The organism is Streptosporangium sp. LJ11 (assembly GCF_051918945.1).
Taxonomy (GTDB): Bacteria; Actinomycetota; Actinomycetes; order Streptosporangiales; family Streptosporangiaceae; genus Streptosporangium.
In genome coordinates this window covers 25,010-49,777 of the sequence record NZ_JBPXMB010000030.1, presented here as the reverse complement: position 1 = coordinate 49,777, position 24,768 = coordinate 25,010, and the positions used below count along the sequence as shown (strand labels likewise).

At 70.5% G+C, this 24,768-nt stretch carries 23 protein-coding genes, 2 tRNA genes and 1 other RNA gene; 9 read left to right on the top strand and 17 right to left on the bottom strand.

The annotated features are described in order from the left end of the window. Positions 1-107: 107 nt before the first annotated feature. The gene (locus tag ACTOQ3_RS35510; protein WP_440087846.1) at positions 108-1,019 is read left to right on the top strand and encodes an SURF1 family cytochrome oxidase biogenesis protein; all 912 of its coding nucleotides are present in this window, start codon (positions 108-110) and stop codon (positions 1,017-1,019) included. Here ACTOQ3_RS35510 and ACTOQ3_RS35505 read toward each other — a convergent pair. Together ACTOQ3_RS35505 and ACTOQ3_RS35500 are read right to left on the bottom strand one after the other, a co-directional pair. Then, positions 1,016-1,756 (bottom strand): hypothetical protein, encoded by a 741-nt coding sequence (locus ACTOQ3_RS35505; protein ID WP_440087845.1) that lies wholly within the window; start codon positions 1,754-1,756, stop codon positions 1,016-1,018. The genes ACTOQ3_RS35510 and ACTOQ3_RS35505 overlap by 4 nt on opposite strands. 21 nt (positions 1,757-1,777) lie before the next feature. After that, a complete protein-coding gene (locus ACTOQ3_RS35500; RefSeq protein ID WP_440087844.1) occupies positions 1,778-2,455 on the bottom strand; it encodes a hypothetical protein in 678 nt (225 codons plus the stop codon). Between the two features lie 55 nt (positions 2,456-2,510). Here ACTOQ3_RS35500 and ACTOQ3_RS35495 point away from each other — a divergent pair, with 55 nt between their 5' ends. Both ACTOQ3_RS35495 and ACTOQ3_RS35490 read left to right on the top strand, forming a co-directional pair. Next, positions 2,511-3,248, top strand: coding sequence for a tyrosine-protein phosphatase (locus ACTOQ3_RS35495; RefSeq protein ID WP_440087843.1), 738 nt, complete (start codon positions 2,511-2,513; stop codon positions 3,246-3,248). A 234-nt stretch (positions 3,249-3,482) separates the two neighbouring features. Continuing rightward, positions 3,483-4,679: an amidohydrolase family protein gene (locus ACTOQ3_RS35490; RefSeq protein ID WP_440087842.1), complete on the top strand. Its 1,197-nt coding sequence runs from the start codon at positions 3,483-3,485 to the stop codon at positions 4,677-4,679. Between the two features lie 94 nt (positions 4,680-4,773). Here ACTOQ3_RS35490 and ACTOQ3_RS35485 read toward each other — a convergent pair whose 3' ends face one another. The 3 genes from ACTOQ3_RS35485 to ACTOQ3_RS35475 all read right to left on the bottom strand — a co-directional run bounded on the left by ACTOQ3_RS35485 (position 4,774) and on the right by ACTOQ3_RS35475 (position 7,614). Continuing rightward, a complete protein-coding gene (locus ACTOQ3_RS35485) occupies positions 4,774-5,112 on the bottom strand; it encodes a YkvA family protein (RefSeq protein WP_440070620.1) in 339 nt (112 codons plus the stop codon). 114 nt (positions 5,113-5,226) lie between these two features. Continuing rightward, positions 5,227-6,642, bottom strand: a complete 1,416-nt coding sequence (locus tag ACTOQ3_RS35480) for an amidase (RefSeq protein ID WP_440087841.1) — start codon at positions 6,640-6,642, stop codon at positions 5,227-5,229. 3 nt (positions 6,643-6,645) lie between these two features. Then, positions 6,646-7,614, bottom strand: a complete 969-nt coding sequence (locus ACTOQ3_RS35475) for an LLM class F420-dependent oxidoreductase (RefSeq protein WP_440087840.1) — start codon at positions 7,612-7,614, stop codon at positions 6,646-6,648. An 884-nt stretch (positions 7,615-8,498) separates the two neighbouring features. On the opposite strand from ACTOQ3_RS35475, the gene ACTOQ3_RS35470 reads away from it, so the two are divergent. Further along, positions 8,499-8,621 (top strand): hypothetical protein, encoded by a 123-nt coding sequence (locus tag ACTOQ3_RS35470; RefSeq protein WP_440087839.1) that lies wholly within the window; start codon positions 8,499-8,501, stop codon positions 8,619-8,621. 114 nt (positions 8,622-8,735) lie between these two features. Here the strand turns inward: ACTOQ3_RS35470 and ACTOQ3_RS35465 are convergent, their stop codons facing one another. Continuing rightward, positions 8,736-9,503, bottom strand: coding sequence for a hypothetical protein (locus ACTOQ3_RS35465; protein WP_440087838.1), 768 nt, complete (start codon positions 9,501-9,503; stop codon positions 8,736-8,738). Between the two features lie 81 nt (positions 9,504-9,584). Next, the gene (locus ACTOQ3_RS35460; protein WP_440087837.1) at positions 9,585-10,319 is read right to left on the bottom strand and encodes a TetR/AcrR family transcriptional regulator; all 735 of its coding nucleotides are present in this window, start codon (positions 10,317-10,319) and stop codon (positions 9,585-9,587) included. 535 nt (positions 10,320-10,854) lie between these two features. Here ACTOQ3_RS35460 and ACTOQ3_RS35455 point away from each other — a divergent pair. Beyond that, positions 10,855-11,709, top strand: coding sequence for a hypothetical protein (locus ACTOQ3_RS35455; protein WP_440087836.1), 855 nt, complete (start codon positions 10,855-10,857; stop codon positions 11,707-11,709). A 268-nt stretch (positions 11,710-11,977) separates the two neighbouring features. On the opposite strand, the gene ACTOQ3_RS35450 is transcribed toward ACTOQ3_RS35455, so the two are convergent. The 5 genes from ACTOQ3_RS35450 to ACTOQ3_RS35430 form a co-directional block, all read right to left on the bottom strand. Beyond that, the gene (locus ACTOQ3_RS35450; RefSeq protein WP_440087835.1) at positions 11,978-13,045 is read right to left on the bottom strand and encodes an aspartate-semialdehyde dehydrogenase; all 1,068 of its coding nucleotides are present in this window, start codon (positions 13,043-13,045) and stop codon (positions 11,978-11,980) included. Further along, a complete protein-coding gene (locus tag ACTOQ3_RS35445; protein ID WP_362688044.1) occupies positions 13,042-14,316 on the bottom strand; it encodes an aspartate kinase in 1,275 nt (424 codons plus the stop codon). Before ACTOQ3_RS35445 ends, ACTOQ3_RS35450 begins: the two co-directional genes overlap by 4 nt. Positions 14,317-14,406: 90 nt before the next feature. Next, positions 14,407-14,940: a DUF5063 domain-containing protein gene (locus tag ACTOQ3_RS35440; protein ID WP_440070628.1), complete on the bottom strand. Its 534-nt coding sequence runs from the start codon at positions 14,938-14,940 to the stop codon at positions 14,407-14,409. Then, positions 14,933-15,532 carry a recombination mediator RecR gene (gene recR / locus ACTOQ3_RS35435; RefSeq protein WP_362688050.1) on the bottom strand — a complete coding sequence of 200 codons (600 nt, stop codon included), beginning with the start codon at positions 15,530-15,532 and terminating at the stop codon, positions 14,933-14,935. The genes ACTOQ3_RS35440 and recR overlap by 8 nt, the downstream gene beginning before the upstream one ends. Before the next feature lie 3 nt (positions 15,533-15,535). Then, positions 15,536-15,889 carry a YbaB/EbfC family nucleoid-associated protein gene (locus ACTOQ3_RS35430; protein WP_329087916.1) on the bottom strand — a complete coding sequence of 118 codons (354 nt, stop codon included), beginning with the start codon at positions 15,887-15,889 and terminating at the stop codon, positions 15,536-15,538. Positions 15,890-16,218: 329 nt separating this feature from the next. Between ACTOQ3_RS35430 and ACTOQ3_RS35425 the strand changes: the two genes are divergently transcribed. Beyond that, on the top strand, positions 16,219-17,700 hold the full coding sequence (locus ACTOQ3_RS35425; RefSeq protein WP_440087834.1) for a GAF domain-containing protein: 1,482 nt from the start codon (positions 16,219-16,221) through the stop codon (positions 17,698-17,700). Positions 17,701-17,805: 105 nt separating this feature from the next. Here the strand turns inward: ACTOQ3_RS35425 and ACTOQ3_RS35420 are convergent, their stop codons facing one another. Both ACTOQ3_RS35420 and ffs read right to left on the bottom strand, forming a co-directional pair. Continuing rightward, complete coding sequence (locus ACTOQ3_RS35420) at positions 17,806-20,079, bottom strand: DNA polymerase III subunit gamma and tau (protein WP_440087833.1); 2,274 nt, start codon at positions 20,077-20,079, stop codon at positions 17,806-17,808. 30 nt (positions 20,080-20,109) lie between these two features. Continuing rightward, an RNA gene (gene ffs, locus ACTOQ3_RS35415) (signal recognition particle sRNA small type) lies at positions 20,110-20,205 on the bottom strand. A gap of 108 nt (positions 20,206-20,313) precedes the next feature. On the opposite strand from ffs, the gene ACTOQ3_RS35410 reads away from it, so the two are divergent. After that, positions 20,314-20,402, top strand: a tRNA-Ser gene (locus ACTOQ3_RS35410). A 527-nt stretch (positions 20,403-20,929) separates the two neighbouring features. On the opposite strand, the gene ACTOQ3_RS35405 is transcribed toward ACTOQ3_RS35410, so the two are convergent. Further along, entirely contained in the window at positions 20,930-22,048 is a 1,119-nt protein-coding gene (locus tag ACTOQ3_RS35405) for an L-dopachrome tautomerase-related protein (protein ID WP_440087832.1), read from the bottom strand. Between the two features lie 680 nt (positions 22,049-22,728). Here ACTOQ3_RS35405 and ypfJ point away from each other — a divergent pair. Then, on the top strand, positions 22,729-23,595 hold the full coding sequence (gene ypfJ / locus ACTOQ3_RS35400) for a KPN_02809 family neutral zinc metallopeptidase (protein ID WP_440087831.1): 867 nt from the start codon (positions 22,729-22,731) through the stop codon (positions 23,593-23,595). 71 nt (positions 23,596-23,666) lie between these two features. Further along, positions 23,667-23,969, top strand: coding sequence for a type II toxin-antitoxin system VapB family antitoxin (locus ACTOQ3_RS35395; protein WP_440087830.1), 303 nt, complete (start codon positions 23,667-23,669; stop codon positions 23,967-23,969). A 203-nt stretch (positions 23,970-24,172) separates the two neighbouring features. Here ACTOQ3_RS35395 and ACTOQ3_RS35390 read toward each other — a convergent pair. Both ACTOQ3_RS35390 and tadA read right to left on the bottom strand, forming a co-directional pair. Further along, positions 24,173-24,262: transfer RNA gene (locus tag ACTOQ3_RS35390), tRNA-Ser, on the bottom strand. 24 nt (positions 24,263-24,286) lie between these two features. After that, positions 24,287-24,730, bottom strand: a complete 444-nt coding sequence (gene tadA, locus ACTOQ3_RS35385) for a tRNA adenosine(34) deaminase TadA (RefSeq protein ID WP_440087829.1) — start codon at positions 24,728-24,730, stop codon at positions 24,287-24,289. Positions 24,731-24,768: the final 38 nt, after the last annotated feature.

Genomic DNA, 24,768 nt, shown 5'->3' with positions numbered 1-24,768 from the left:
CTTTTCCATGACATCCGAGGATCGGGCGGTCCCGGGCACCTTACTACGCTCAAAGACGCACCCGGCCCCTCCCAAAGGCGCACTCGAAGGACGGGGCGGTGCCCCCGGTGCCTACCCTTGATGACGTGTACCGGTTCCTGCTGACTCCCCGATGGCTGGCCCTCCACGTGGTGGTGCTGCTGGTCATCCCCGCTTTCGTGCTGCTCGGCCAGTGGCAGTTCGGACGCTTCGAGGAGAGGTCCACCAGTAGCGACCAGATCACCGGCAACCTCCACGCCGCCCCCGTCGCGGTGGAGAAGCTCACCTCACCCGGCGGCACCGTCTCCACGCAGGACAAATACCGCACCGTTCTCGCCAAGGGAACATACGACGCGAACGCCCAGCTCCTGGTCCGGCGCCGCGTCCAGGACAGGGCGGTCGGCTTCTACGTGCTGACCCCGCTGGTCACGGCGGACGGCACCGGCGTGCTGGTGAACCGGGGCTGGGTCAAGGCGGGCAGTACCGCCGACGCCCTCCCCGAGGTCCCGGCGCCCTCCTCGGGTGAGGTGACTGTCACCGGTAGGTTACGTCCCACCGAGACCGAGGAGAGCTCGGGCATCCGTGACCGGGCGGGCCTGCCCGCGGGACAGGTCCTGCTGATCAACACCGAGGCGATCGGGCGCCGCCTGCCGTACAAGCTCCTCGGCGGGTACGTCGAGCTGATCGAGCAGTCGCCGGCGGCGGCCGCCGCGCCCGCGCCCGTCCCCACGCCGGACGTCGGCGAGGGAGGCGGCCTCAATCTGGCCTACGGCGTGCAGTGGTGGCTGTTCATCGGCGTCGCGATCGGCGGCTGGGCGCTGCTGATCCGCAGGGAGGCCGCCGACCTCAGGGCTGCGGCCTCGGCACCGGCCGGGCCCGGCGACCCCGCACCCGGTGACCCGGGGCCCGAACCCGGGCCCGGCGAACCCGCCACGCCGGGGAAGCCCTCCGCGTCCGACGAGTCGTCCACGCCCGGCGACCCCGCCGACCTCCGCGCCTAGTTCCTGAGGAGGTTCAGGAGATAGCCGGCGGCCACCAGCAGGCCGTAGGAGAGCAGGCCCAGCCCGATCGCCGCCAGGAAACCCCATCCTCCGCTCAGCCGCCCGCGCGGCGCGGGACGCCGCCCGGCCGCGAACCAGAGCGGGCGGGGTTCGAGCAGCAGGAACAGGAGCGCGCCGACCTGCCCGACGGTGAAGAGCCAGAGCCAGGCCCACCGGTTGCCCAGCCGGGGCGTCGAGCCGAGCATGATCAGGAAGGCGAGTATCCAGCCACCCATCAGCCACGGGCCGCCGACGGGCCCCGGCATGTCGGCGACCCAGACGGGTATCCACCCCGTCCTGTCGAAGCGGTCGCGCTCGATCACCCTGACCTGGCTCCGCCCCAGGTCCTTCCTCAACTCCGCCCACACGTAGGCGGGCGAGCCCTCCGCGGGCGGCGACAGCCTGAACTCGCGCCAGAGCAACGGGCCCTGGGCCCATCGGACGTAGTAGATGACGCCGTTCTGCCCGTTCTGCCCGTCCGGTCCGCCGTATCCCCATCCCCTGTACTCGTCGTACTCGACGAAGGAGACGCGGTCGGCCGCGGCCGCGGCGCGGAGCTCGGCCCGCGTCCCCTGCAGGGGCGTGACGCTCAGCGTGAAGACCAGGACCCCGAAGGTCAGGCAGAGCAGGAGAACCGACCGGATGGTGATCCCGACGATCCGCCAGCCACGACGCACCTCGACCGCTTCGGGAGCCATGCCCCCTTTACTACCCGACGATCACGCGTTGACCATCGCCATGCCGAAAAGAAGCGCCACCGCGATCGCGAAACCGCGCGTCCCGTCGAGTTTGGCCGGTGCGGGCAGCGCCTCGTACGGGTCCCGCCACAGGGGTCTCGGCTCCAGCAGGACGTAGAGCAGCGAGCCGCCGGTGAGGAACATCCAGAACCACGCCCAGCGGCTGGCGTAGCGGGGGTTCGGCCGGGCCAGCATGAGCAGCCAGGCCAGGATCTCCGCCGCCACCGCCACCGGGCCGAACGGCCCCCACCACCGCGCGTAGGCGGGCGAGCCCGCCAGGGCCCCGAAGCCCTCGGTGCGCACGATCTCCACGGAGGGGTCGGCGGCGGCGCGCACCTGGGCCAGGAAGGCCTCCTGACGGCGCTCCAGGGCCTCGGGGACCAGCCGGGTGGTCCGGGGATCCCAGACGTCGTCGGGCTGGTCGAAACGGGCCTGGCTCCAGGAGAGCGGCCCGTGGGACCACGTCAGCGTGCCGTAGGCGGGCCAGTTGCGGTCGTAGACGACCTTGGTCACCTCGCCCGCCCGCAGGTCCGCCACGAGCTCCGCGGCGGGCCGCAGGGGAGGCGCCTGGTTGATGTGGACGATGACCGTGGACAGCGCGAGCACGAACAGCAGTGCCACCCGCACGGCGTACGGGATGTCATCCCGTGCCGGAATCACCACTCGCATCCCTGCCCCCATTACGCGAGACCCACCGCTGGATAGGTTAGAGGGCGTGATCCGGCATATCGAGTTCGCGCGGCTGTACAACTTCCGCGACGTGGGCGGCTACCGGACGGACGGCGGGATGGAGGTGCGCTGGCGGCGGCTCTACCGCTCCGCCTCGCTGCACATGCTCGCCGACGACGACCTCGACCGTTTCCACGCGCTCGGCGTACGCACCGTGATCGACCTGCGCCATCCCGACGAGGTGGCGTACCGCGGCCGTGCCCCGGAGGGGCCGAGCTACCACAACCTCCCGGTCGAGCACCGCAGGTGGGACACCGCAGGCGACTACCACCCCGGCGCCGGGGTCGCCAGGTTCTTCGCCGACCGCTACCTGGAGGTGGCCCAGGACGGTCACGCCGAGCTCAGGAGCGCGCTGGAGGTGATCGCCAAGACGGACAACGCGCCCGTGGTGGTTCACTGCGCGGCGGGCAAGGACCGCACGGGGCTGCTGGTCGCCCTGGTCCTGCGGCTGCTGGGGGTGTCCGAGGAGGACGTGATCGCCGACTACGCGCTGACCGGGCTGGCCAGGCCCCAGATGGTCGCGTACTGGGAGAGGGAACATCCGGGCGAGCCCCGGTGGGCGGGGTTCGGACAGGCGCCCGCCGAGGCGATGCGCCTCTTCCTGGGCGAGCTGGGCCCGGTACGGGACTACTGCCTGCGGACCCTGGGCGTGGACGAGAACGTTATGTCCGCTCTTAAGAATCATCTTTTGAAAAATCCTGATATTGAGGCGATCTCTGGGTAGGCGCTCTCGCAGGGCCCGCCATGGGCAGCACCCTCCGGCGGGCCCGCCCCCCGGGGCCGCCTCACCCCCCTCCGGTGGCCCCGGGGCCCGCCCGGCCGCCTGCCGAAGACGTCACGGCGAGCATCCCGGGAGACGTCGCGAAAGATGTCGTGGGAGACGTCGTGGGAGACAGAGATACCAAGCGGAGACCTTGCGGCTTGATGAGTGTTATTCCAGCGGAATACGGTTGACCGTGTGACTACGCCGCTGCTCCCCGACCCCGAGCCCAGGCGGCGGGACTATGTGATCATCTCAGCCGACGACCACCTGATCGAGCCGCCCGACATGTTCGACGACCGGCTCCCGGAGAAATACGCCGACAAGGCGCCCAAGGTGGTCGAGACCGACTCCGGTCACCAGGTCTGGCGTTACGGCGGGGCCACCTACCCCTGTGCCGGGCTCGACGTGGGCGCCGGCCTGCCCCGCGAGCAGTGGACGCTCGACCCGGTGCGGTTCGAGCACATGCGTCCCGGATGCCACGACGTCGAGGCCCGGATCGAGGACATGGACCGCGCCGGCGTCTGGGCCGCGCTCTGCTTCCCCGGCATGCTGGCCGGGCAGTCGGGCATGGTCTTCGCCAAGACCCGCGACCAGGAGCTGGGCCTGGCGGTGCTGCGCGCGTGGAACGACTGGCACGTGGAGGTCTGGGCGGGCACCTACCCGGAGCGGATCATCGCCCTGCAGCTGCCCTGGCTGACCGACCCCGAGGTGGCCGCCAAGGAGATCCGTGACAACGCGGCGCGCGGCTTCAAGGCGGTGCTCTTCCCCGAGTTCCCCACCCGGCTGCGCCTGCCGTCCATCCACAGCGACCACTGGGACCCGTTCTTCCAGGCGTGCGAGGAGACCGGCACCGTCGTCTGCCTGCACGCCGGTGCCGGTTCCTGGGCCCCGGTCCCGTCTCCGGACACCCCGATCGAGGCGATCACCACCTTGATGCCGGCGAGCGCCATGTTCGCCTGTGCCGACTGGCTCTGGTCGGGCATCCCACTGCGCTTCCCCGCGCTGCGGATCCTGATCGTGGAGGGCGGCGTGGGCTGGCTGCCGATGCTGGCCGAGCGGGCCGACTACGCGCTCGACCACCCGGTGGCGGGGGAGGCCTCGTGGGAGGGCGGCCTGAAGCCCAGCGAGGTGCTGCGGAGAAACTTCTTCTTCGGCACGCTCAACGACCACGCCCTCTCCGGGGTGCGGCTCGCCGTCGGGCTGGAGCACGTGCTTCTGGAGAGCGGCTACCCGCACTCCGACTCCACCTGGCCCGACACCCAGCAGGCCGTCGCGACGAACCTGGGCAGCCTGCCGCCCGCCGACATCGCCCGGGTGGCCTACGGCAACGCCGCCCGCCTGTTCGGCCACCCGCTGCCCTCGCGCGCCTGGCTCAGGATGGAACAGATCTGACCGTTCGCGCGTCCGGCTCAGGAGGGGGCCGAGGCGGACTCGCTCGAACTCCCCGCCGGGGACGGAGTAACCTCGACCCGCTCGCGCCCTCGGCTCAGGGCTGAACGGACCTGACCCGCTCGCGCTCCCAGTCGACGTAACGCCCGCCCTCGCCGAGCAGGGAGCCCATCAGCCAGAGGAACACGCCGAAGTCGTCGGCCACCCCGAGAAGAAGCAGGAAGTCGGGGACGACGTCGATCGGCGAGATGATGTAGAGCACGCCGAGCCCCATCATCGCCAGCTTGCCCTTGCCCATGCCGGAATACTCCCCGCGCATGACCGCGCCGACCATCCTGGGGAGGGCGCGCAGACGAGCGCCGAGACCGGGCGAGCCCGGCTTCGTCACGTCCTTGTACGTCCGCCACGCCTGCGCCGCGCGCGCCGCCTTCGCCATGGAATCCTCCTCGGAACCACGTTCGCCTGGCGGCGTACTACCCCACCGCCTCACGATATAACGCGTGACTTCCGGACAGGGTTCCCGAAAGCCACACCGGAGCGGCGTGCGGCGCTAGCGCATCGCCGCGTGCCGGAAGGGGCGTTCCTCCTCGATCTGGGCGGCCACCCGGATGAGCAGGTCCTCCCGCCCCGCGGCGGCGACCAGCTGCACTCCCACCGGCAGCCCGTCCGCGGTGTGGTGCAGCGGCAGGGAGATCGCGGGTTGCCCGGTGGCGTTGACGGGCGAGGTGAACGCCACCGCCCGGTTGGTGCGGCCCCGCGAGGTGCTGACGTCGTCGGGAGGCAGCCAGCCGAGCGGGAAGGGCGCCACCCCCAGGGACGGCATGAGCAGCAGGTCGTGCGACTCCCACCAGTCGGCCATCCGCCGCCTGAACCCGTCGATCCAGTCGCGCGAGGTCACGTAGCCGACCGCGCCGAGCTCACGGCCCGCCTTCGCCAGGATGCGGTTGCGCGTCTCCAGCTCGCCCGGCTCGACGGGCCTGCCACGCCAGCGCCCGATGTCCTCCACGTCGGCGGCCACGTGGGCGGCGACGATCGTGCCGAAGTGCGAGGCGAAGCCGTCCTCGGCGAGCGCGGAAGGCCCTCCGGGCTCGACGTCGTGACCCAGCGCCTCCAGCAGCCCGGCGGCCCCGGTGACCGCGGCCACCAGGTCCGGGTCGGACGGGACGCCCCCGCCAGGGTGCTCGGTGAGGAAACCGATCCGCAGCCGCCCGGGGTCCGCCCCGACCTCCTCGGCGAGCGGGCGCCTCCAGGCGGGCGCGCCGTACGGGTCGCCCGGCATCGTCCCGGCGACCACGTCGAGGGTCGCCGCGCTGTCCCTGACCGTACGGCAGAGCAGGCCCGCGGCCGAGAAGCCCGCCCAGGGCTCGCCTCCGGAGGGGCCGGAGCTGACCCTGCCCCTGCCGGGCTTCAGCCCGACCAGCCCGCACATGCTCGCCGGGATCCGGATCGACCCGCCGCCGTCGCTGGCCGAGGCCACCGCGACCATGCCCGCCGCCACCGCCGCCGCCGACCCGCCGCTCGATCCTCCACTGCTGTAGCGGAGGTCGTACGGGTTGCGGGTGGGACCGCACGTCACCGGTTCTGTGGTGATCGCGGTGCCGAACTCCGGGGTGTTGGTCCGGCCCAGGATCGTGAACCCCGCCCGGCGCAGCTTGGTCACCGCGTAGCCGTCGCGCTCGGCGAAGATCCCCTCGAGGGTGCGCGACCCCGCGCGGTACGGCTCCCCCGCCATGCTCCAGCCCAGGTCCTTCAACAGCGTCGGCACGCCCGCGAAGGGCGCCTCGGGGTCGGCCTCGCCCGCCTCCGCCAGTGCCCGCTCGAACCGGCGGTGGACGACCGCGTTGATCGCGCCGTCGCACGCCTCGATCCGCGCGATCGCCGCCTCGGCGAGCTCCCTCGAGGAGATCTCTCCCTTTTTCACGGCCTGCGCCTGTCCGAGCGCGTCGAGCTTCAACAGGTCGTGCAAGGGTCACTCCTCGACGGGGGCCAGTTCTCGTACGGCCTGGGCGATCGGGATCCCGCCCCCGGGGATGGGGGCGAGGACCGGCGTGTTCAGGCCGTTGCGCACATACTCCCGGATCCTGGCCCGGCACGTGGCGGCGTCGCCGTGCACGATGAGCTCGTCCACGACCTCGTCGGGGATGGCCTTGAGCGCCGCCTGCCGGTCTCCGGCCGCCCAGGCCTCGTGCATCGGCCGCAGCACCTCGCCACGTCCCAGCCAGTCGTGGAAGGCGGCGTAGACCGGGACGGTCAGGTAGCCCGCGAGCATCCGGCGGCCGAGTTCGCGAACCTTCTCCGCGTCCTCGCTGACGCACACGAACAGCCGGGCGATCAGCTCGGTCTCCTCGCCGACCTCGGCCCTGACCTTCCGCACGTCCAACGGCGAGAGCCAGTTGGTGATCGCGCCGTCGGCCTCCTCGGCGGCCAGGCGCAGCATGCGGGGACGCAGCGCGGCGAGCACGATCTTCGGCGGGATCTTGGGGGCTCGCTCCAGCTTGAAGCCCTTGACCTCGAACGTCTCGTAGCGCTCGCTGACCTTCTCGCCCGCCAGGGCCTTGCGCAGGAAGCGCAGGGTGTCTCTGGTCCTGGCGAACGGCTTGACGAACTCCCCTGCGTTCCAGCGTTCCACGATGGCCGGGGAGGAGGCCCCGATGCCCAGGACGAAGCGCTCGGGGGCGAGGTCGGCGAGCGTGGCGGCGGACATGGCGAGCAGGCCGGGACCCCGGGTGGAGACCGGGACGATCGCGCTGCCGAGCCGCAGCTCCGGGGCCCATTCCGAGGCCATCGCCAGGGGTACGAAGCCGTCGACGCCGTTGACCTCGGCGGACCAGGCGTCGGTGTAGCCGAGTCCGGGGAGCTCGGCGATCAGATCCCTGGAAGCGGCCAGCGAACGGTCGTAGAGGGGGATCGTCATACCCCAGCGTGGGCCCGTGGTCATGTGCCGCCTCCGTGTCGGTGCTCGCCGCCGGGGACCTTTCCCCAGAACGATGTTCTGATGTAGCTTGCCGCACCCGCTCGGGGCGCCGTCAATAGCTTGACCGTACCAACCGGACGGTATGTAAGAAAAGAATGATCTCCACCGACCGGCCGCTTACCGCCTCATCACTTTCCGTATGATGTTAGAAACTTTACGTGACGAAGCATCGGCGGAGGAACCAACGACGGGGCCCGCTCGGCGTGGCGGTCCTCGCGACCTGCATGGCGGCCCCCGTTCTGGCCGGAACACATCCCCTCGCGGCGGAAGGCGGCTCTGGGCCGCCCCCACCCCGCGGAGGCTCACACGCGGCCCTGAGCCTGGTCTCCGGCCGATCGGCGCTCCCTGAGCCCGAGCCGTCATCCCCGGCTCCCCTGCCCCCGGCGCCGGAACACCGGCCGAAGCCGGACACCGGCCACTCGGCCGCGCTGAAACCCGAACCGGACCATCCGACCGTGCCCCCGCCGGGGGTGGACGACCGGAAGATCCCGTGGTGGCACTGGTGGAACTGGTGGAAGCCCACATCGGACCATCCGGCGGACCTCCCGGCCAGACCGAAAACGGAGCCGAAGCCGGAACCGAAGCCCGAGCCGAAGCCCGAGCCGGAACCGAAGCCTGCGCCCGAGCCTGAGCGGCCGACGCCCACCGTGTCAGCTCATCCCGTCCCTCCCGTCCCTCCCGCCCCGGAGCCTTCCGTACCCCCCAGGCCCCGCGCCCCCGCGCCCCCACCCCTTCCCGTTCCCGTCCCCGAAGTCGTCGCCACGCCGACGCCGACACCGACACCGAGCCGCACTCCCCGGCCCAAGGCGACGCCCTCCAGCGCGCCCCCTCTCCTGCGGCAGCGACTGGTGCTCGATCGCTACGCCGAGCGGCGCAAGGGCACCGACAGAAAGCTGGTCCTCCTGGTGATGTTCACCGGCGTGATCTCGGTCGCCGCGGTCACCGCCCTCAACCGCAGAGGCCGCGGATGATCCGGGCGGCGATGATCCGGTCGGCACGGACGGCGAAGCCCGCCGGTGGGACATCCACCGGCGGGCTTCCGGGCCGCCGTGCGCGCCGGGCCAAGGCCCGATCGCCGATGAGGGCTACGGCTGGGCGGGGAAGTGGCCGTCGATCTGGTCGTACTGCCGCTGCGCGGCCCGGAACGCTTCGGGCTCGACGGCGCCGAGCCCGCTGAACGGGTGGCTGATCAGGATGATGAAGCACACGCCGATGACGACCACGCCCACCCGGACCAGGTCGGCGATGATCGACGAGGTCGTGGGCCGTGCCCCGGTCGTCCAGGGCAGCGCGATCACCAGCAGCCCGGAGATGATCAACAAGATCACGAAGGTGCTCTCCAGGCCGGTGCTCGCGTCGTCGTTCCGCACGATGCGGGCATGGAAGACCTCGGAGATCCGGTCGAGCGTGGCCTGCTGGAGGTTCTTGCTGTCGTCGCCGACCGGACGGAGCCTGAGCACCGTGGCCCGCATGTCCGCGAGGGTCTGGCCGGGCAGCGGGGACATCTCGCGCCCGGCCATGAGCGGCCAGTCGAGGTCGATGGTCTGCGCGGTGTACTGCCGGATCTGGGACCGGACGGGTGCCGCCTCGGGGATGGGCGCCACCGACCAGTACATCTCGGTGAGACTCTCGGCCTCGGCCTGGACGTCGGCCCCCGACACCGACAACCCGTCCCGGCACAGCACCGCGGCATAGGCCAGCACCAGCAGGTAGACGGCGAGGGCGAGATTGGCGGAGAAGTCGACGGCCGACGAGCCGTGGTCACCGTCCTCCCGCCCCTTCCTCCTGAGGACGCGGAACGCGATCAGCACGATCGCGACGGACACCACCACCAGCACGGCTACCCAGCCCATGGGACTCCCTTGAATCCGTCATCGAATCAGCTACTCAGGGTAATCAGATCGATACGGTTGTTCATGGGGTTCCGCCGGGATTCACTCGCGAAGTTCGTGAACCCCCGCGATGAAGTCACGGGCGACCCCGCGCAGGCCGGGCAGGTGTGAGAGCCCCACCAGGCGGTCCACCAGCGGCACGGTGAGGTCGATGAACCGGTGTGTCCTCCGGCATCCCTCCGATTCGTCGTGCACCCAGAACAGGACGACGCCCATCGACATCAGCCAGAGCAGCTCGGGCAGCTCGGCCCGCAGCTCGCTGTCCATGCGGTCGGAGGACCCCTCCACGACCCGCCGGTAGATCGCGATCGACGCCTCCCTGGAGGGCGAGGACTCGGCGCTGAACGGGTTGAGCGGGTTGTTCGGCTCGGCCGCGTGCTTGAAGAACTTCACCGCGAACTCGTGGTACGGCTCGGAGACCCGCACCCATTCCCGCAACACCCCCGCCAGCCGCGCGGCGAACCGGTGCTCGGTGGCCAGCAGTTTCTCGCACGCCGCCTCGTGCTCGGTCTGGGCCCGGTCGTAGTACGCCTGGACCAGGATCTCCTTCGAGGCGAAGTAGTAGTAGGCGTTGCCCACCGACACCCCGGCCTCGGCGGCGATGGCCCGCATGGTGGTCGCCTCGTACCCCCGCTCGCGAAAAAGCCGCAGGGCCGTCTCCACGATGGCCTCACGGGTCTTGTCCGATCCACGGGTTCTCGGGGGCGGCTCGGTCATGGGGTGCTCGTCACCTGTCAATCGGAGCTGGGAGAACGGGCTCATCTGGTCTTTCTCCACTGGACGAACCCTAGATCATCCGTCCCGCACCACCGGGGATGAGCCTCAGTGAACGACCCTAAGCGCGCCACATTGCCCTCGCCACTCATATCCGTGATTGCTCCGCCGCTCTCGATGCCGCCCCGCCCCGCGTCACCCGTCGAGGACGTGACGATGGTGCCGTAAGCGGCAAATACCGACATGTCGCCTATCTCTGGAACTGCCGTCTCAGCAGGTCATCAGGCCGCCCGATCATTCCCACTACCGGGCAAAAATCACTCTTCGTGAGGGATCATCCGGGTTCGGGGGTGGGATTGATCCTTTTGGCGGAAGGGCTCCCACGACAAGGGATACATAAATGGGGACATGTCCCTGTAGACAGCGGGCTGCCCGGTTTACCGCCGGAGCACTGCTCGCTCTGCAGCTATCTTTCATCGCGTCGGCTCCGCACCACAGCGCGACCGCGGAAAGCGGTAACGCGTCGGCCGGTGCCGCGATCGTGAGCCGGCCCGTCGCGGCCGGCCCGGCGGAAGGACGCCGGTCCACGATCATCGGAGTGTACGACATCGGCACCCTGGAAACCGCCGGGCGCTACATGCGGGAACTGTGTCACCCGGCGGCCGCCCAGCGGGGCCGGGAAACCGCGTTTCCCCTCTGGCCGGAGGACGCCGCTCCCGCGGACACGCCGCCGCGGCCCGCCGAGATCACCGCGACCACCGCGCGAACACGGACCGCCACCCTGCCGAGCGAACACCGTGAACAGGCCGCCACCCAACCGCCCGAGAACACCGCGCGAACACGGACCGCCGCCCTGGCGGGCGCACCCCGCAAGCCCGCGGCCCCCCGGATCCCGCAAACCACCTCTCGGACCCCCGAGAAGACACGGGCGTTCCAGGCCCAGGGAAGCGTGCAGGCCCCTCCGGCCGCCGTCGCCTCAGGGGAGCAGGCTCCCGCCGCCCTCGAAAAGCCGGCCGAGGCCAACCCTCCTCAGGCACAGCAGGCCCGGCACCCCACGCGGCTCCAGCAGACGGACGCCAAGCGGCTCCTGCGGGCGGCGGGCCTGCGCTGGACCTCCTCGGGTAAGTGCGCGAACCGCCAGGGGCGGAACTGCACCTCGCTGGAGGCCGTACGGTCCGCGACCGTCTCCAGCGCCATCGAGCTGAAGCGGCGCAGCGGCTGTCCCCTCGTCGTCACCGGCGGCACCGAGGTGGGCCACGCCCCCGGGCCCTACAGCCACTACGCGGGCTACAAGCTGGACATAAAGCCCAACGCCTGCATCAACCGCTACATCATGAAGAACTATCCGTCGCAGGGGGTACGGGGGGACGGAGCCCGCCTGTACGGCCAGTCGGCGACGTCGGGCCCCCTCTTCGCCCGCGAGGCGGACCACTGGGACATCCTCTTCCGCTGACCCCGTGGATCGCCCGGCCGCGCGAGGGCACGGGCCCTCGATCCACGACCAGGCGAGATCGCCGGCCCGCGGTCCGGGAGCGCACGGGGCCGGCGATCCTCGATCCCACTACCACGCGGGATCGCCGATCCTCGAAGTGCCCGTCCTGGCCTTCTCCCCGCCCGGCGTTCACGCCCCCCGCGACCGCGAGGGCCGTACGGCGGCGTGGCGTCATCGGACACCACGCCGCCGTACGGCCCTGGAGAAACCCCGGAGAACCCCGGAGAAACTACGCGAACTCGGCCGCGACCAGTTCGGCGATCTCCGCCGCGTTCAGGGCCGCGCCCTTGCGGAGGTTGTCACCGCAGACGAACAGGTCGAGGGTGTTGGGGAAGTCGAGCGCCTGGCGGACCCGGCCCACGTAGGTGGGGTCGGTTCCGACGACGTCCGCCGGGGTCGGGAAGACGCCGTTGGCCGGGTCGTCCATGACGACCACGGTCGGAGCGGCCTCAAGGATCCGGTGGGCGTCGGCGACGGTGATCTCGCGCTCGAAGGTCGCGTGCACGGCCAGCGAGTGGGTGGTGATCACCGGGACGCGGACGCAGGTCGCGGAGACCTTCAGGTCGTGGATCCCGAGGATCTTCCGCGACTCGTTGCGGAGCTTGATCTCCTCGGAGGCCCAGCCGCCGTCCTTGAGCGAACCCGCCCACGGCACGACGTTGAACGCCACCGGCGCCGGGAACGGCGACTCCTCGTCCCCGAGCTTGTTCTGCAGGACCTTGCGCACGTCACCGGCGGTCTGCCCGACCGTACGGTCACCCGCCAGGGCCTCGATCTCGTCGTAGAGGCGGGCCGAGCCCGCCACGCCCGCGCCGGAGACCGCCTGGTACGAGGCGACCACCAGCTCGCGCAGGCCGTACTCCTCGTGCAGGGCGCCCATCGCGGCCATCATCGACAGGGTCGTGCAGTTGGGGGTGGAGATGATCCCCAGCGGCCTGGTGCGCGCGTCCTGCGGGTTGACCTCCGGCACGACCAGCGGAACCTCGGGGTTCATCCGGAAGGTGCCCGACTTGTCGATGACGACGGCACCGCGCTCGGCGGCGATCGGCACCCAGGTCGCGGAGACCTCGTCCGGCACGTCGAAGATCGCGATGTCGACGCCGTCGAAGACCTCGGGGGTCAGCTCCTGGACGACGAGGTCCTCGCCGCGGACCCGCAGGACCTTGCCGGCCGAGCGGGCGGACGCGACGAGCTTGATGTCGCCGTAGACGTCCTCACGGTTGGAGATGATGTCGCGCATCACGGTGCCGACGGCACCGGTCGCGCCGATCAGGGCAAGGGTGGGCTTGCGGCTCATCGCCCGCTACCTCCGTAGATCACGGCTTCAACCTGGTCCGCGTCGAGATCGAACGCGCGGTGCGCGGCGCTGACCGCCGTGTCCACCTCGTCCTGCCCGACGATCACCGAGATGCGGATCTCCGAGGTGGAGATCATCTCGATGTTCACCCCCGCGTCGGCGAGGGCGGCGAAGAACGTCGCGGTGACGCCGGGGTGCGAGCGCATGCCCGCCCCGATCAGCGAGATCTTGCCGATCTGGTCGTCGAAGAGCAGCGACTCGAAGCCGATGCGCTCCTGGATCTTCTTCAGCGCGGTGAGCGCGGCCGAGGCGTCACTCGTGGGCAGCGTGAAGGAGATGTCCGTCCGCCCGGTCGTCGCCGCCGACACGTTCTGCACGATCATGTCGATGTTGATCTCGGCGTCGGCGAGTGTTTTGAAGATCGTCGCAGCCTCGCCGACCTTGTCGGGCACCCCGACAACGGTGATCTTGGCCTCGCTCCGGTCGTGCGCGACGCCGGAGATGATCGGCTGCTCCATCTCTGTTCCTTCGCTGTCGGGGTCGGAGACGACCCACGTGCCTTCCTTGGTGCTGAACGAGCTTCTGACGTGGATCGGCAGGCTGAAACGGCGAGCGTACTCGACACAGCGCAGGTGCAGGATCTTCGCACCGCACGCCGCCATCTCCATCATCTCGTCGTACGAGATCTTGGGGATCTTGCGGGCGGCCGGGACGATGCGGGGGTCGGCGGTGAAGACGCCGTCCACGTCGGTGTAGATCTCGCACACGTCGGCGTTCAGGGCGGCGGCGAGCGCGACCGCCGTGGTGTCGGAGCCGCCCCTGCCGAGCGTGGTGATGTCCTTGGTGTCCTGCGAGACGCCCTGGAAACCGGCCACGATCGCGATCTGGCCGCCGTCGAGCGCCCCGCGGATCCGGCCGGGCGTCACGTCGATGATGCGCGCGCGGCCGTGCGAGGAGTCGGTGATCACGCCGGCCTGGGATCCGGTGAACGAGCGCGCCTCCTGACCCAGGTTGGCGATCGCCATCGCCAGCAGCGCCATCGAGATGCGCTCACCCGAGGTGAGCAGCATGTCGAGCTCGCGGCCCGGTGGAAGCGGCGAGACCTGCTGGGCGAGGTCGAGCAGCTCGTCCGTCGTGTCGCCCATGGCCGAAACGATCACCACGACGTCGTTGCCGGCTTTTTTCGTCGCGACGATCCGCTGCGCGACCCGCTTGATGCAGGACGCGTCGGCGACGGACGAACCACCATACTTCTGAACAACGAGCGCCACGAGATGTCTCCGAAGCAATCTAGGGCTGTGGAGCTCACAGTCTACTGGCGCCCTCGCTGAGGCCTTCTGATCAAACCAGTATGTGGACGATCACACCGTTGTGCGCTCCTCGGCGACATCGAGTCGCGTGTGGGCGACGAGCGCCTGAAGTGCCCGCATCGCCGCGCCGGCGTGGTTGCCCCAGGTGTTGAAGTAGGAGTACTGCCACCACCAGAGCGCCTCCAGGGGGCGCCCCGCCCTGTGGTGCCGCAGGCCGTGCAGAAGGTCGGCGGCCACCGCCGTCAAGTCGTCCGACAGGCGGTACGGGGTGACCGCGGTGTCCTTGTAGGGGTCGAAGACCTCGGCGTAGTCGTCGACCGGCCCCAGCCGCTCGGCGAGGGCCGTACGGACGACGTCGACGTCCGGGTCCTCGCCCAGGTGCGGCTCCCAGTTGCCCGACAGGATCACGTCCTGGCTCGCGCCGAGCTGCGCGCCGGCCGAGCTGACCTGCGCGACCTCCACCAGCAGCAGCGGCAGGATGGCGTCGCCGCCCTCACCGCCCGCCAGGCGGGTCAGGCCGTCGATGTAGTTCTTGGCGTGCTCCGCGATCCGTTCCGCGAGAGCGCTCCACGCATCGTCAGACATCAAGGAGCCTTCTTCCTTCGAACGCGCGGCCCAAGGTGACCTCGTCCGCGTACTCGAGGTCACCGCCTACCGGCAGACCGCTGGCCAGTCGTGTCACTTTCAGTCCCATCGGCTTGACCAGACGGGCGAGATAGGTCGCCGTCGCCTCCCCCTCGAGGTTGGGGTCGGTGGCGAGGATCAGCTCGGTGACCTGGCCGTCCGCCAGGCGGGTCATGAGCTCTCGGATGTTCAGGTCGTCGGGGCCGACGCCGTCGATCGGGCTGATCGCCCCGCCGAGCACGTGGTATCGGCCCCGGAACTCGCGGGTCTTCTCGATGGCCACGACGTCCTTCGACTCCTCGACGACGCAGATCACGTGGAGATCGCGCCTGGTGTCGCGGCAGATCCGGCACTCCTCCTCCGCGGCGACGTTGCCGCAGACCCGGCAGAAGCGGACCTTCTCCTTGACCTCCAGCAGAGCGTGCGCGAGCCGCTTCACATCGGCCGGCTCCGCGGCCAGCAGGTGGAACGCGATGCGCTGCGCGCTCTTGGGACCGACTCCGGGAAGCATCCCCAGCTCGTCGATCAGGTTCTGGACGACCCCTTCGTACATGACCTAGAACCCGGGAAGCTGGCCGAGCCCGCCCCCGCCGCCCAGCCCCTGCGCGAGGGGACCGAGCTTCTCCTGCTGCAGGTCGGCGGCGGCGCGCACGGCGTCGCGAATGGCGGCGATGACCAGGTCGGCGATGGTGTCGGCCGTCTCCTGGGGGTCGCCGGGGTCCACGGCCTCGGGACTGATCTTGAGTTCGAGCAGCTCGCCCCCGCCGTTGACCGTGGCCACGACAAGTCCGCCGCCCGCGGAGCCCTCGACTTCCGCGTCGTTCAGCTCCTGCTGGGCGCTCACAAGCTGCTGCTGCATGAGCTGTGCCTGCTCCAGCAGCTGCTGCAGGTTGACATCCCCTGGGTTCACCGTCGTTGTGCTCCTCGTCCGTGACATCGGTCGTCACGAGCCTACGGGGTTCGGGCCGGGTGTTGTACTGCAGCGAGCACGCGTTCCCCCAGTATGGGGATTAAACCCCCGTCGGGCCCCGGGCCCCCCTCCAGACGTCCGAGACCCGACGTGACACGCACCGGAGCGGCCGCACACGGCAGCGTGTGATCGGAAGGTAGCCCTCCGAAGGTTGCACACACGTTGCGATCGTTCACTCACCCTTCGCACACCCTCTTTGGCCGAACGGGTTGCGGGCGGGGGTCTCGACCGTTGATGCTTCGGCCATCGGCTCTATTCCGGGGGGATATGTGCGCGACAGCCACCGGGGAGCTGTCCAGGCGGCCGATCTCGACCCCTACTCGTCACGACTGCGACGCCTGCACGAGGCGCTGATCAGGGGTGAGCGGCCGGCGGGCGAGGGCCCCAGGAGCGTGATCTCCGCGTCGTGGCGGCGGTCCCTGGACGCCGGGGTCGACCCCGACGCCAGGTCGGCCCCCCTCGCCTTCGAGGGCGAGGACATCCGCGAGGTCCGCTCGGCGCACCCGATGAGCAGGCTTCTGCCGATCATCACCGGGACCCTCCTGGAGGCCGTCGACGCGGACGACCAGATCCTGCTCGTCACCGACGCCCGCGGCAGGGTGCTCTGGCGCGACGGCAACCACCGGACGATGGAGAGCGCCGACGAGGTGGGGCTGGCCGACGGCTTCGACTGGAGCGAGGACGCGTTCGGGACCAACGGGCCGGGCACCGCGCTCGCCACCCGGCGGCCCCTGCACGTCTTCTCCGCCGAACACCTGGTCAGGGCGCTCCACCTCTGGTCGTGCTCCGCCGCGCCGATCGTCGACCCCGACAGCGGCGACCTGCTGGGCTGTGTCGACATCAGCGGCAGGACGCGCTCCATGCACCCGGCGAGCGTCGCCCTCGTCGAGGCCGCGGCACGGCTGGCGGAGAGCCACCTCACGCTGCGCATGCTCGAACGCGACGAGCGGCTCAGACGCCGTCACGAGCGGCACCTGAGCGCGCTGCGCGGCGAGCCGGGCGCCCTGGTCACCACGACCGGGCGGATCATCGCCGGCGACGACGCGCGCCAGTGGGCTCCGCGCATCCGGCTGCCGGAGGCGGGCGACCGGGTGATCCTGCCCGACGGGCGGAGCGCCTTCCTGGAGGTCCTCGGCGACGACGGCTTCCTGCTCCGCCTCGCGGGCCCGGCCAGGGGCCCGGTGCTCGCCCTGTCCTTCCTCGGCGCCGAGCACCCCTCGGCGCACCTCGACGGGGCCCGCCTGGCGCTCTCCCTGCGCCACGCCGAGATCCTCGCGATGCTCGCCCTCAACCCCCGCGGGATGACCGCCGCCCAGCTCTCCTTCCACCTGTACGGCGACGCGGGGAACCCGGTGACCATCCGCGCCGAGATCCACCGCCTCCGCACCCAGCTCGGCCGTACGATCGCCGCCAAGCCGTACCGCCTGGCCTGCGTGGTGGAGGCCGACTTCCTGGAGCTCAAGCGGCTGCTCGCGGGCGACGAGGCCGCCCCGGTCGCCCGCGCCTACCGCGGTCCCCTGCTGCCCCGCTCCGAGGCGCCCGCCCTGCGCCTCGAACGCGAGGAGCTGGAGGGACAGGTGCGGGCCCGGCTGCTGTTGCGGGGAGGTCCCGAGGACCTGTGGGCCTACGCGGAGACCGAGCACGGCAGGAACGACATCCAGATCCTCGAACGCCTCGTCACGGCGCTGCCCCGCCACGACCACCGCGCGGTGGCCGCCCGGATCCGCCTCAGCGGCGTCGACCTGCCCTGAGCCGACCGTACCGGCGGGCCTGGAACCTCGCCGGGCGCGGCCTCGTCGGGTGACGCCTTGTCAGGCGAGACCTGTCAGGTGAGGTCTTCCAGGTGGTGCCGGCCGTCAGGTGTGGTCGATCTCGCCGATGACCTGGCCGCCCAGCTCCCGCTGGAGGAGGGCCATGCCGGTGAGCGCGTCGACGTCGGCGTCCGCGTCGTTGAGCGGGTCGACCTCGTCGGTGTCGGGGGTGGTGCCGCGGGCGGGGATCGCGTCAGGCCAGGCCGCCGCCTTGGCGCCGGTCTTGACCGCGGCCTTGGGCCCGGCCTGGGCCGCCGCCCTGGCCGCCGAGCGGGCCGCGGCCAGACCGGGGCTCGGCATGGAGCTCGGCGGGGGAGGCGAGCCGGGGTCCTCGGGCAGGGGGGCGTCCGGCCAGGATTCGTCCGTCGCGGGCGGCGCCTGCTTGGGCGCGGCCTCCCGCGAGTCCGCGGGCGCGGGCGACGGCCCGGGAGCGGGTGCCTGGCGGGCGGGCGCCTGGGACGGAGACTGCGGGGCCTGCGCCTGCGGGGCCTGGTTCTGGGACGCCTGGTTCTGGGACGCCTGGTTCTGGGACGCCTGGTTCTGGGACGCCTGGTTCTGGGACGCGGGGTGCTGGGACGCGGGGTGCTGCGGCGCCGGGGGCTGCCTCGGAGCCGGGGGGCGGCTCCCGCCCGAGGGAGCGGGCCCGCCGCCGACGACGGCCTCGACCTTCCAGGTGCCGCCCAGGACCTCCTGCAGCACCGCCGCGACGACCGCGTCCTTGCCTCCACCGGTGAAGTTCTTCATCGCGCCGACCTGGGCGAACCCGAGAGTGACGATCTTGCCTTCGACCCCGACGACCTGGGCGTTGGTGTTGACGTTGGCCCACACGACGATGCTGCGCCGCTTGAGCGCCGCGAGCACCTGGGGCCACGCCTGCTGCACGGCCCCGGCACCCGAACCGGACGCCGGCGCCGTGTCGACCGGCGTGGACGTGCCGGGAGCCTGCTGGACCGGGGCCGGTGCCCGCTCTCCCCGTGCCTGCTGTTCCTGAGCCGGTGCGCCGGGCCTGACCGCCACGGGCCAGTCGTCGCCCTGGCCGCCGGACCGCTCGGCGGGCGCGACGGGCTCGACGGCGGGTGCCTCCGCCTGCGGCGGAGGGGCCGCGTGGACCACGGGCGCGGGGGCGGGAGCCTGGTGCGGGAGGGACGCGGGAGCCGCGACGACTCCCCCCTTCTCCAGCCGCTCCAGGCGGGTGAGCAGCGCCGCCTCACCCTGGGCGGCGCCGGGAAGGAGGATCCTGGCGCACATCAGTTCGAGCAACAGCCGGGGCGAGGCCGCCCCGCGCATCTCGGTCAGACCGGCGTTGAGGATCTCCGCCGCGCGGGTCAGCTCGGCCGGGCCCATCGAGGCCGCCTGGACCTGGAGCCGTTCCAGCTCGTCGGCGGGCCTGTCGAGCAGCCCGCTGGTGGCCGCCTCCGGCACGTTGGCCAGGATCACCAGGTCGCGGAAGCGCTCCAGCAGGTCCATCGCGAACCGCCGGGGGTCGTGGCCGCCCTCGATCACCCGGTTCACGACCTGGAACACCTTCGCCCCGTCACGACCGGCGAAGGCCGCGACCACGTCGTCGAGCAGGTCCCCGTCGGTGTAGCCGAGAAGGGAGACCGCGCGGGCGTACGTGATGCCCGCCTCGTCGGAACCGGCGAACAGCTGGTCGAGGATCGACAGCGAGTCGCGGGCCGAACCCGCGCCCGCCCTGACCACCAGCGGCAGCGCGGCGGGCTCGAACGGGACCTTCTCCGAGGTGAGGATCTCCTCCATGAGCGCGCGCAGCGCGGCCGGGGGGATCAGCCGGAACGGGTAGTGGTGGGTCCGGGACTTGATCGTCCCGATGACCTTCTCCGGCTCGGTGGTCGCGAAGACGAACTTCAGGTGCGGGGGAGGCTCCTCGACGAGCTTGAGCAGCGCGTTGAAACCCTCGCGGGTCACCATGTGCGCCTCGTCGATGATGTAGATCTTGAAGCGCGACGACACCGGCGCGAAGAAGGCCCGCTCGCGCAGGTCGCGGGCGTCGTCCACGCCACCGTGCGAGGCGGCGTCGATCTCGATGACGTCGAGGTGGCCCGGGCCGGTGGGCGCCAGTGCCACGCAGGACTCGCACTCCCCGCACGGGTCGGGGGTCGGGCCCTTCTCGCAGTTCAGGGAGCGGGCCAGGATGCGCGCGCTGGACGTCTTGCCGCATCCCCTGGGCCCGCTGAACAGGTAGGCGTGGTTGATGCGCCCGCTGCGCAGCGCCTGGCGCAGCGGATCGGTGACGTGCTCCTGACCCTTGACCTCGGCGAAGGTCCCGGGCCGGTACTTGCGGTACAGCGCAAGACTCATGCGGCGATCCCACCTGCGAGGGGTCTCAAACGAAGAGACCCCTCGCACACCCGCCAGAGCCCGCTTATCCTTGCTGCCTTCCGGCCCTGGGGAGGTTCACAGGATGACGCCGCGCGAGGGGTCGGCCCCCAGTCTAGCCTCAGATCCGAGTGGTCGGTATCGGAAAAGATCCGAGTGGTCGGTGTCGGAAATTGATGGTCCGTGCCGCTCCGAAAGTTAGGTAAGCTTCTCCACGGAGGATTCGCCTAGTTGGCCTAGGGCGCACGCTTGGAAAGCGTGTTGGGGGCAACCCCTCAGGAGTTCGAATCTCCTATCCTCCGCCAGCTTCACCGGTCGTAACACGAAAGCCCGCTCCGCCTCGGAGCGGGCTTTCGTGCGTCAGGGTCTCAGCTGGCCTGTTCGGAGGGGTTCTCTCCCCCGTCCGGCGCGTCCTCGTCGGGTTGGCCTGGGCGGTGATCCACTGATCCAGGTGCGGGATCCCGAACCAGGACTGGTCGCGCTCCTCGGGCCTCGGCATGTTCGGGACATGTAATCCCCAGCCATGGCAGGAGCAAGATATGACGATCGACGGCTCGTGGCTCTCCTGCACGAACATGCTGCTCAAGGGCTAGGGCAGCCACCTATGACGTCTCTTTTCCCCGCAGCGGCCTCAGTTGAGGGCTTGGTACCTTTCGGCCGCGCCCATATCAGCCATCTCTCATGCGGTTCGGCTTCCTCTTGCGAGTGAGCCGCCTCGACCGAACGCCCCAGCCGCGACAGGGAGATGCCGAGCAATCGAGCCCCGTTCGACCCCGGTCCGGAGGGATCGGCTGCACCTGTCGGTCCAGGAGGCGGTACGCATGGTCATCGTTCAGAGCAGCCGAACGGGGCCGGCGTCGATCGGTGTGCGAAACAGCGCGTAGGGGTAGCGGCGCAGGTCTTGCCCGTTCTGGTAAGCCGCCTGCCGGTGGAGCTGGTTGGAGGTGACGTAAAGATGACTCTGGGTGACCGACATGGTGTCGGGCCACAGCAGCCTCGGGTCGTGCACGAGAGTCTCGAAGGTTCCGTCCGGGAGGCGGCGCATGATGGCGTTGTGCTCCCAGTTCGTGATGTAGACGCGTCCGGCGTCGTCGGTTTCCAGGCCATCGGCCGAGCCGCCCTTGTCTCCTTCGTCCGTGACTGTGACCGCCACCTCCTCCTCGCTGATCGCTCGGTCGGCCAGGGCGTCAGCCGACACGCTGTACAGGTGTCGTGACATGAGCGGGCAGTAGAACAGCCGTTTGCCGTCGGCCGAGATGGCGATGCCGTCGGCGCCCATCAGGACCGGCTTGGGCGGGCCGTCCTTCGGGCGTTCTACGAAGACGCGGCCCTCAACGATCGGCAGGTAGCCGGGCGGCCTTTCCGCCTTGGTGCTGGGATGATCGTCCAGTCGCCGCCATGCCTGTCCGGTCGCCAGGTCCACCACGACGATGGCGTTGGGACCGTTGCCGGAGGAGTCGGTGATGTAGGCGACGCCCTCGGTCGCCTTGCGCAGGTCGAAGCGGACGTCGTTGAGATAGGAGGTGCTCAGCGCCACGTCGGGTTCGAAGGCGATGACCCGAACCACGGTGTCGCTCCGCAGGTCCACGCAGACCAGCTTGGGGCCGCCCGGTTCGGTCGGCTCGAACAGCGGACTGCCGGTGTCCAGGATCCACAGACGGTCGGCTGGATCGACCACCACGCTCTGCACCGACACCAGCCGCTCGAACAGGTCGCCGGACCTGGCGTTCCATGCCCGGTCCGGGAACGGCACGGCCTTGCCGTCACGCAGCTCGGCCACGGTGGCGGCGACGTCGTCGCCCCACAGCGGGTAGTTGATGAAGATCCGGCCAGTGTGGGACACGGTGACGCCGGTCGGCATGGGGCCTTCCTTGAAGGCGTGTACCAGTTCCAGCATGCCGAGCGGCCGGTCGGTCTGCTCCCTGATGTTTTCATGGTCGTTTGCCGTCATGTCTTCTGCCGTCATGACACCGTTCCCCTTACTCAGGATTAGTTGTTCTCCCCACGGAGCGTCACGGAGTCCTGGGAGCGACACCGCGGCGCGGAAGGTGACCCATGCCCCTCGGGTGAGATGTGGATGACGGTCTTGCCCCTGACGTAAAGCAAGATCCAGAGATACACGGGGGCCTCCCCTCCCCATCAGAGATCACACAGGTTCGCAGCGGGTCATTGCACTCACCAGGCGAGGAAATGGCGATCCACTCCCAACCCGGCGGCCGCAGGTTCGAACCTCCTGTCCTCCGGCCCCTCCGGCGTTGCCCTCCCCTGGCGTGGCGGCCCCGCCTCCGGTCCTGGTCGAGAGAGTCTCCGGCCCAGGCCCGGAGAGGTGGCCTCACCTCCGGTCCCGGCTGAGAGCCGTCGAGGTCGCGCGGTCTGGTGCGGACCCGCTCGGCGTCGGAGTGGCCGAGGTCATCGAGCGGGGAACGTCCAAGACAGCGAAGGGAGAAGCCCGCTCCGCCCGGTCGCCCGATCGCGGCCCGGCGGACGAGACGGGACCCGCGGGCGCCTCGCCCCGGTCGCCTGATCACCCGAGCCACGGCGCCTTCCCCGAGGGGTGTCCGGCCCCGTCGGCATGGCCGGCCCTCCCTGGGGCAGTCGGAGGGTCCCAAGCGGATCGAAGGGACGTCGGCGATGGACTTCAAGGATGACGCCCAGCTGGACAGCTCGCAGGTCGAGAGTCGCGGCGGTGGGGGGAGGATCCCCGGTGGTGGGCTCGCGGTCGGCGGCGGCGCGGCGGGAATCATCGCGCTCATCGTGGCCCTGGTATTCGGGATCAACCCCGGGGACATCACCGGAGGCTCCTCTCAACCGGCCCCGGTGGGTCCGAGTTCCGATCTCACCGCCCAGTGCAAGACAGGGCAGGACGCCGACCAGAACGAGGAGTGCCGGGTGGTCGGCGTCGTCAACAGCATCCAGGACTACTGGCCGAAGGCGGTCCAGGGGTACGAGCCGGCCAAGACCGTCATGTTCTCCGGCCAGGTCGACACCGCGTGCGGTGCCGCCGACGCGTCCGTCGGGCCGTTCTACTGCCCGGCCGACCGCCAGGTCTACCTGGATCTCAGCTTCTTCAAGGAGCTGGAGAGCAAGTTCGGCGCCAAGGGCGGTCCCTTCGCCCAGGCTTACGTGATCGGCCACGAGTACGGTCACCACGTCCAGAACCTTCTCGGTACCAACGCCAAGGCCCAGGAGGGTCCGGAGCAGGGCCCGGAGAGCGGCTCGGTCCGGCTGGAGCTGCAGGCCGACTGCTACTCGGGCGCCTGGGCCAAGAACGCGTACGAGACCGGCCTGTTCGAGAAGCCGTTCACGAAGACGGACATCGAGGAGGCGCTCAGCGCGGCCTCGGCCGTGGGCGACGACAGCATCCAGGAGCGGACCCAGGGCCGGGTCAATCCCGAGGGCTTCACCCACGGGACGTCGGCGCAGCGTGTCAAGTGGTTCACCACCGGTTACCAGAGCGGCGACCCCGCCAAGTGCGACACTTTCGCCGGGAGCATCTGAAAACGGCCGGTGAGCTGCGACGAGAGAAACCCGCCGGGCAGGAGGCGGGTTTCTCTCCTAAACTACATACCGTGATCTTTAAGTTGGTCGGCGACGAACGGCCCTATCCCGAACACGGCCTCTCGCATCGCGAGTGGGCGCAGATACCGCCGCGACAGGTCCGGCTCGACACCCTGATCACCACGAAAGCGGTGCTCGACCTGCACTCCCTGCTCGCCAAGGACTCCACCTTCTACGGCGACCTGTTCCCGCACGTGGTCCAGTGGCGCGGCGACCTCTATCTGGAGGACGGCCTGCACCGGGCGCTGCGCTCGGCCCTTCACCAGCGCTCGGTCCTGCACGCGCGGATCCTGGAACTGCCCGCGGAAAGCTGAACCCTCCCGCGGGCGGATCCTGGACCCGCCCGCAGAGAACCGGCTCTTCCACGAGGCGGCCGGCGACAACCCGTCCCGCACATACTCGCCCGAAATCAAGATCGGGATCAGGGCCGGGACCAGGGCCGGGATCGGTGCCGCCCGAGCATGGTGGTGATACGCGAAGAGCCCCTGACCGCGTACGCGGTCAGGGGCTCTTTCGGTGGCGGTGGAGGTGGGATTTGAACCCACGGATAGGTTGCCCCATCACACGCTTTCGAGGCGTGCGCCCTCGGCCACTAGGCGACTCCACCGCGGAGCAGCTTACCGGATAACCGCTATTGCTCGCGCATCCGGCGAGCGGTGAAGAACTCGGTGAGAACCGCCGCGCATTCGCCGGCCAGGACTCCTCCGAGGACCTCGGGACGATGGTTGAGGCGGCGGTCCCTCAGCACGTCCCAGAGTGACCCCGCGGCGCCGCCCTTGGGGTCCGCCGCACCGTAGACGACGCGATCGACCCGGGCGAGCACGGCGGCCCCCGCGCACATGGTGCAGGGCTCCAGGGTGACCACCAGCGTGCAGCCGCTCAACCGCCACTGGCCGCGCGCTCTCGCGGCCTGCCGCAGGGCGAGCATCTCGGCGTGCGCGGTGGGGTCGGCCGAGACCTCCCTGTCGTTTCCCGCGTGCGCCAGCACGGAGCCGTCGGGACCGAGGACGACCGCGCCGACGGGCACCTCTCCACGGGCTCCGGCCTCGACGGCCTGCGCCAGGGCAAGCCTCATCTCCCGGACGTAACCCACGGGCACCGAGCCGGTCACCG

What these genes read in the sequence shown, in the direction of transcription:
- ACTOQ3_RS35505 (WP_440087845.1), bottom strand. Translation starts at nt 1,756, where the DNA reads ATGGCTCCCGAAGCGGTCGAGGTGCGTCGTGGCTGGCGGATCGTCGGG.
- ACTOQ3_RS35485 (WP_440070620.1), bottom strand. Translation starts at nt 5,112, where the DNA reads ATGGCGAAGGCGGCGCGCGCGGCGCAGGCGTGGCGGACGTACAAGGAC.
- ACTOQ3_RS35475 (WP_440087840.1), bottom strand. Translation starts at nt 7,614, where the DNA reads ATGACCACGGGCCCACGCTGGGGTATGACGATCCCCCTCTACGACCGT.
- ACTOQ3_RS35465 (WP_440087838.1), bottom strand. Translation starts at nt 9,503, where the DNA reads ATGGGCTGGGTAGCCGTGCTGGTGGTGGTGTCCGTCGCGATCGTGCTG.
- ACTOQ3_RS35450 (WP_440087835.1), bottom strand. Translation starts at nt 13,045, where the DNA reads ATGAGCCGCAAGCCCACCCTTGCCCTGATCGGCGCGACCGGTGCCGTC.
- ACTOQ3_RS35440 (WP_440070628.1), bottom strand. Translation starts at nt 14,940, where the DNA reads ATGTCTGACGATGCGTGGAGCGCTCTCGCGGAACGGATCGCGGAGCAC.
- recR (WP_362688050.1), bottom strand. Translation starts at nt 15,532, where the DNA reads ATGTACGAAGGGGTCGTCCAGAACCTGATCGACGAGCTGGGGATGCTT.
- ACTOQ3_RS35420 (WP_440087833.1), bottom strand. Translation starts at nt 20,079, where the DNA reads ATGAGTCTTGCGCTGTACCGCAAGTACCGGCCCGGGACCTTCGCCGAG.
- ACTOQ3_RS35405 (WP_440087832.1), bottom strand. Translation starts at nt 22,048, where the DNA reads ATGACGGCAAACGACCATGAAAACATCAGGGAGCAGACCGACCGGCCG.
- ypfJ (WP_440087831.1), top strand. Translation starts at nt 22,729, where the DNA reads ATGGACTTCAAGGATGACGCCCAGCTGGACAGCTCGCAGGTCGAGAGT.
- tadA (WP_440087829.1), bottom strand. Translation starts at nt 24,730, where the DNA reads ATGAGGCTTGCCCTGGCGCAGGCCGTCGAGGCCGGAGCCCGTGGAGAG.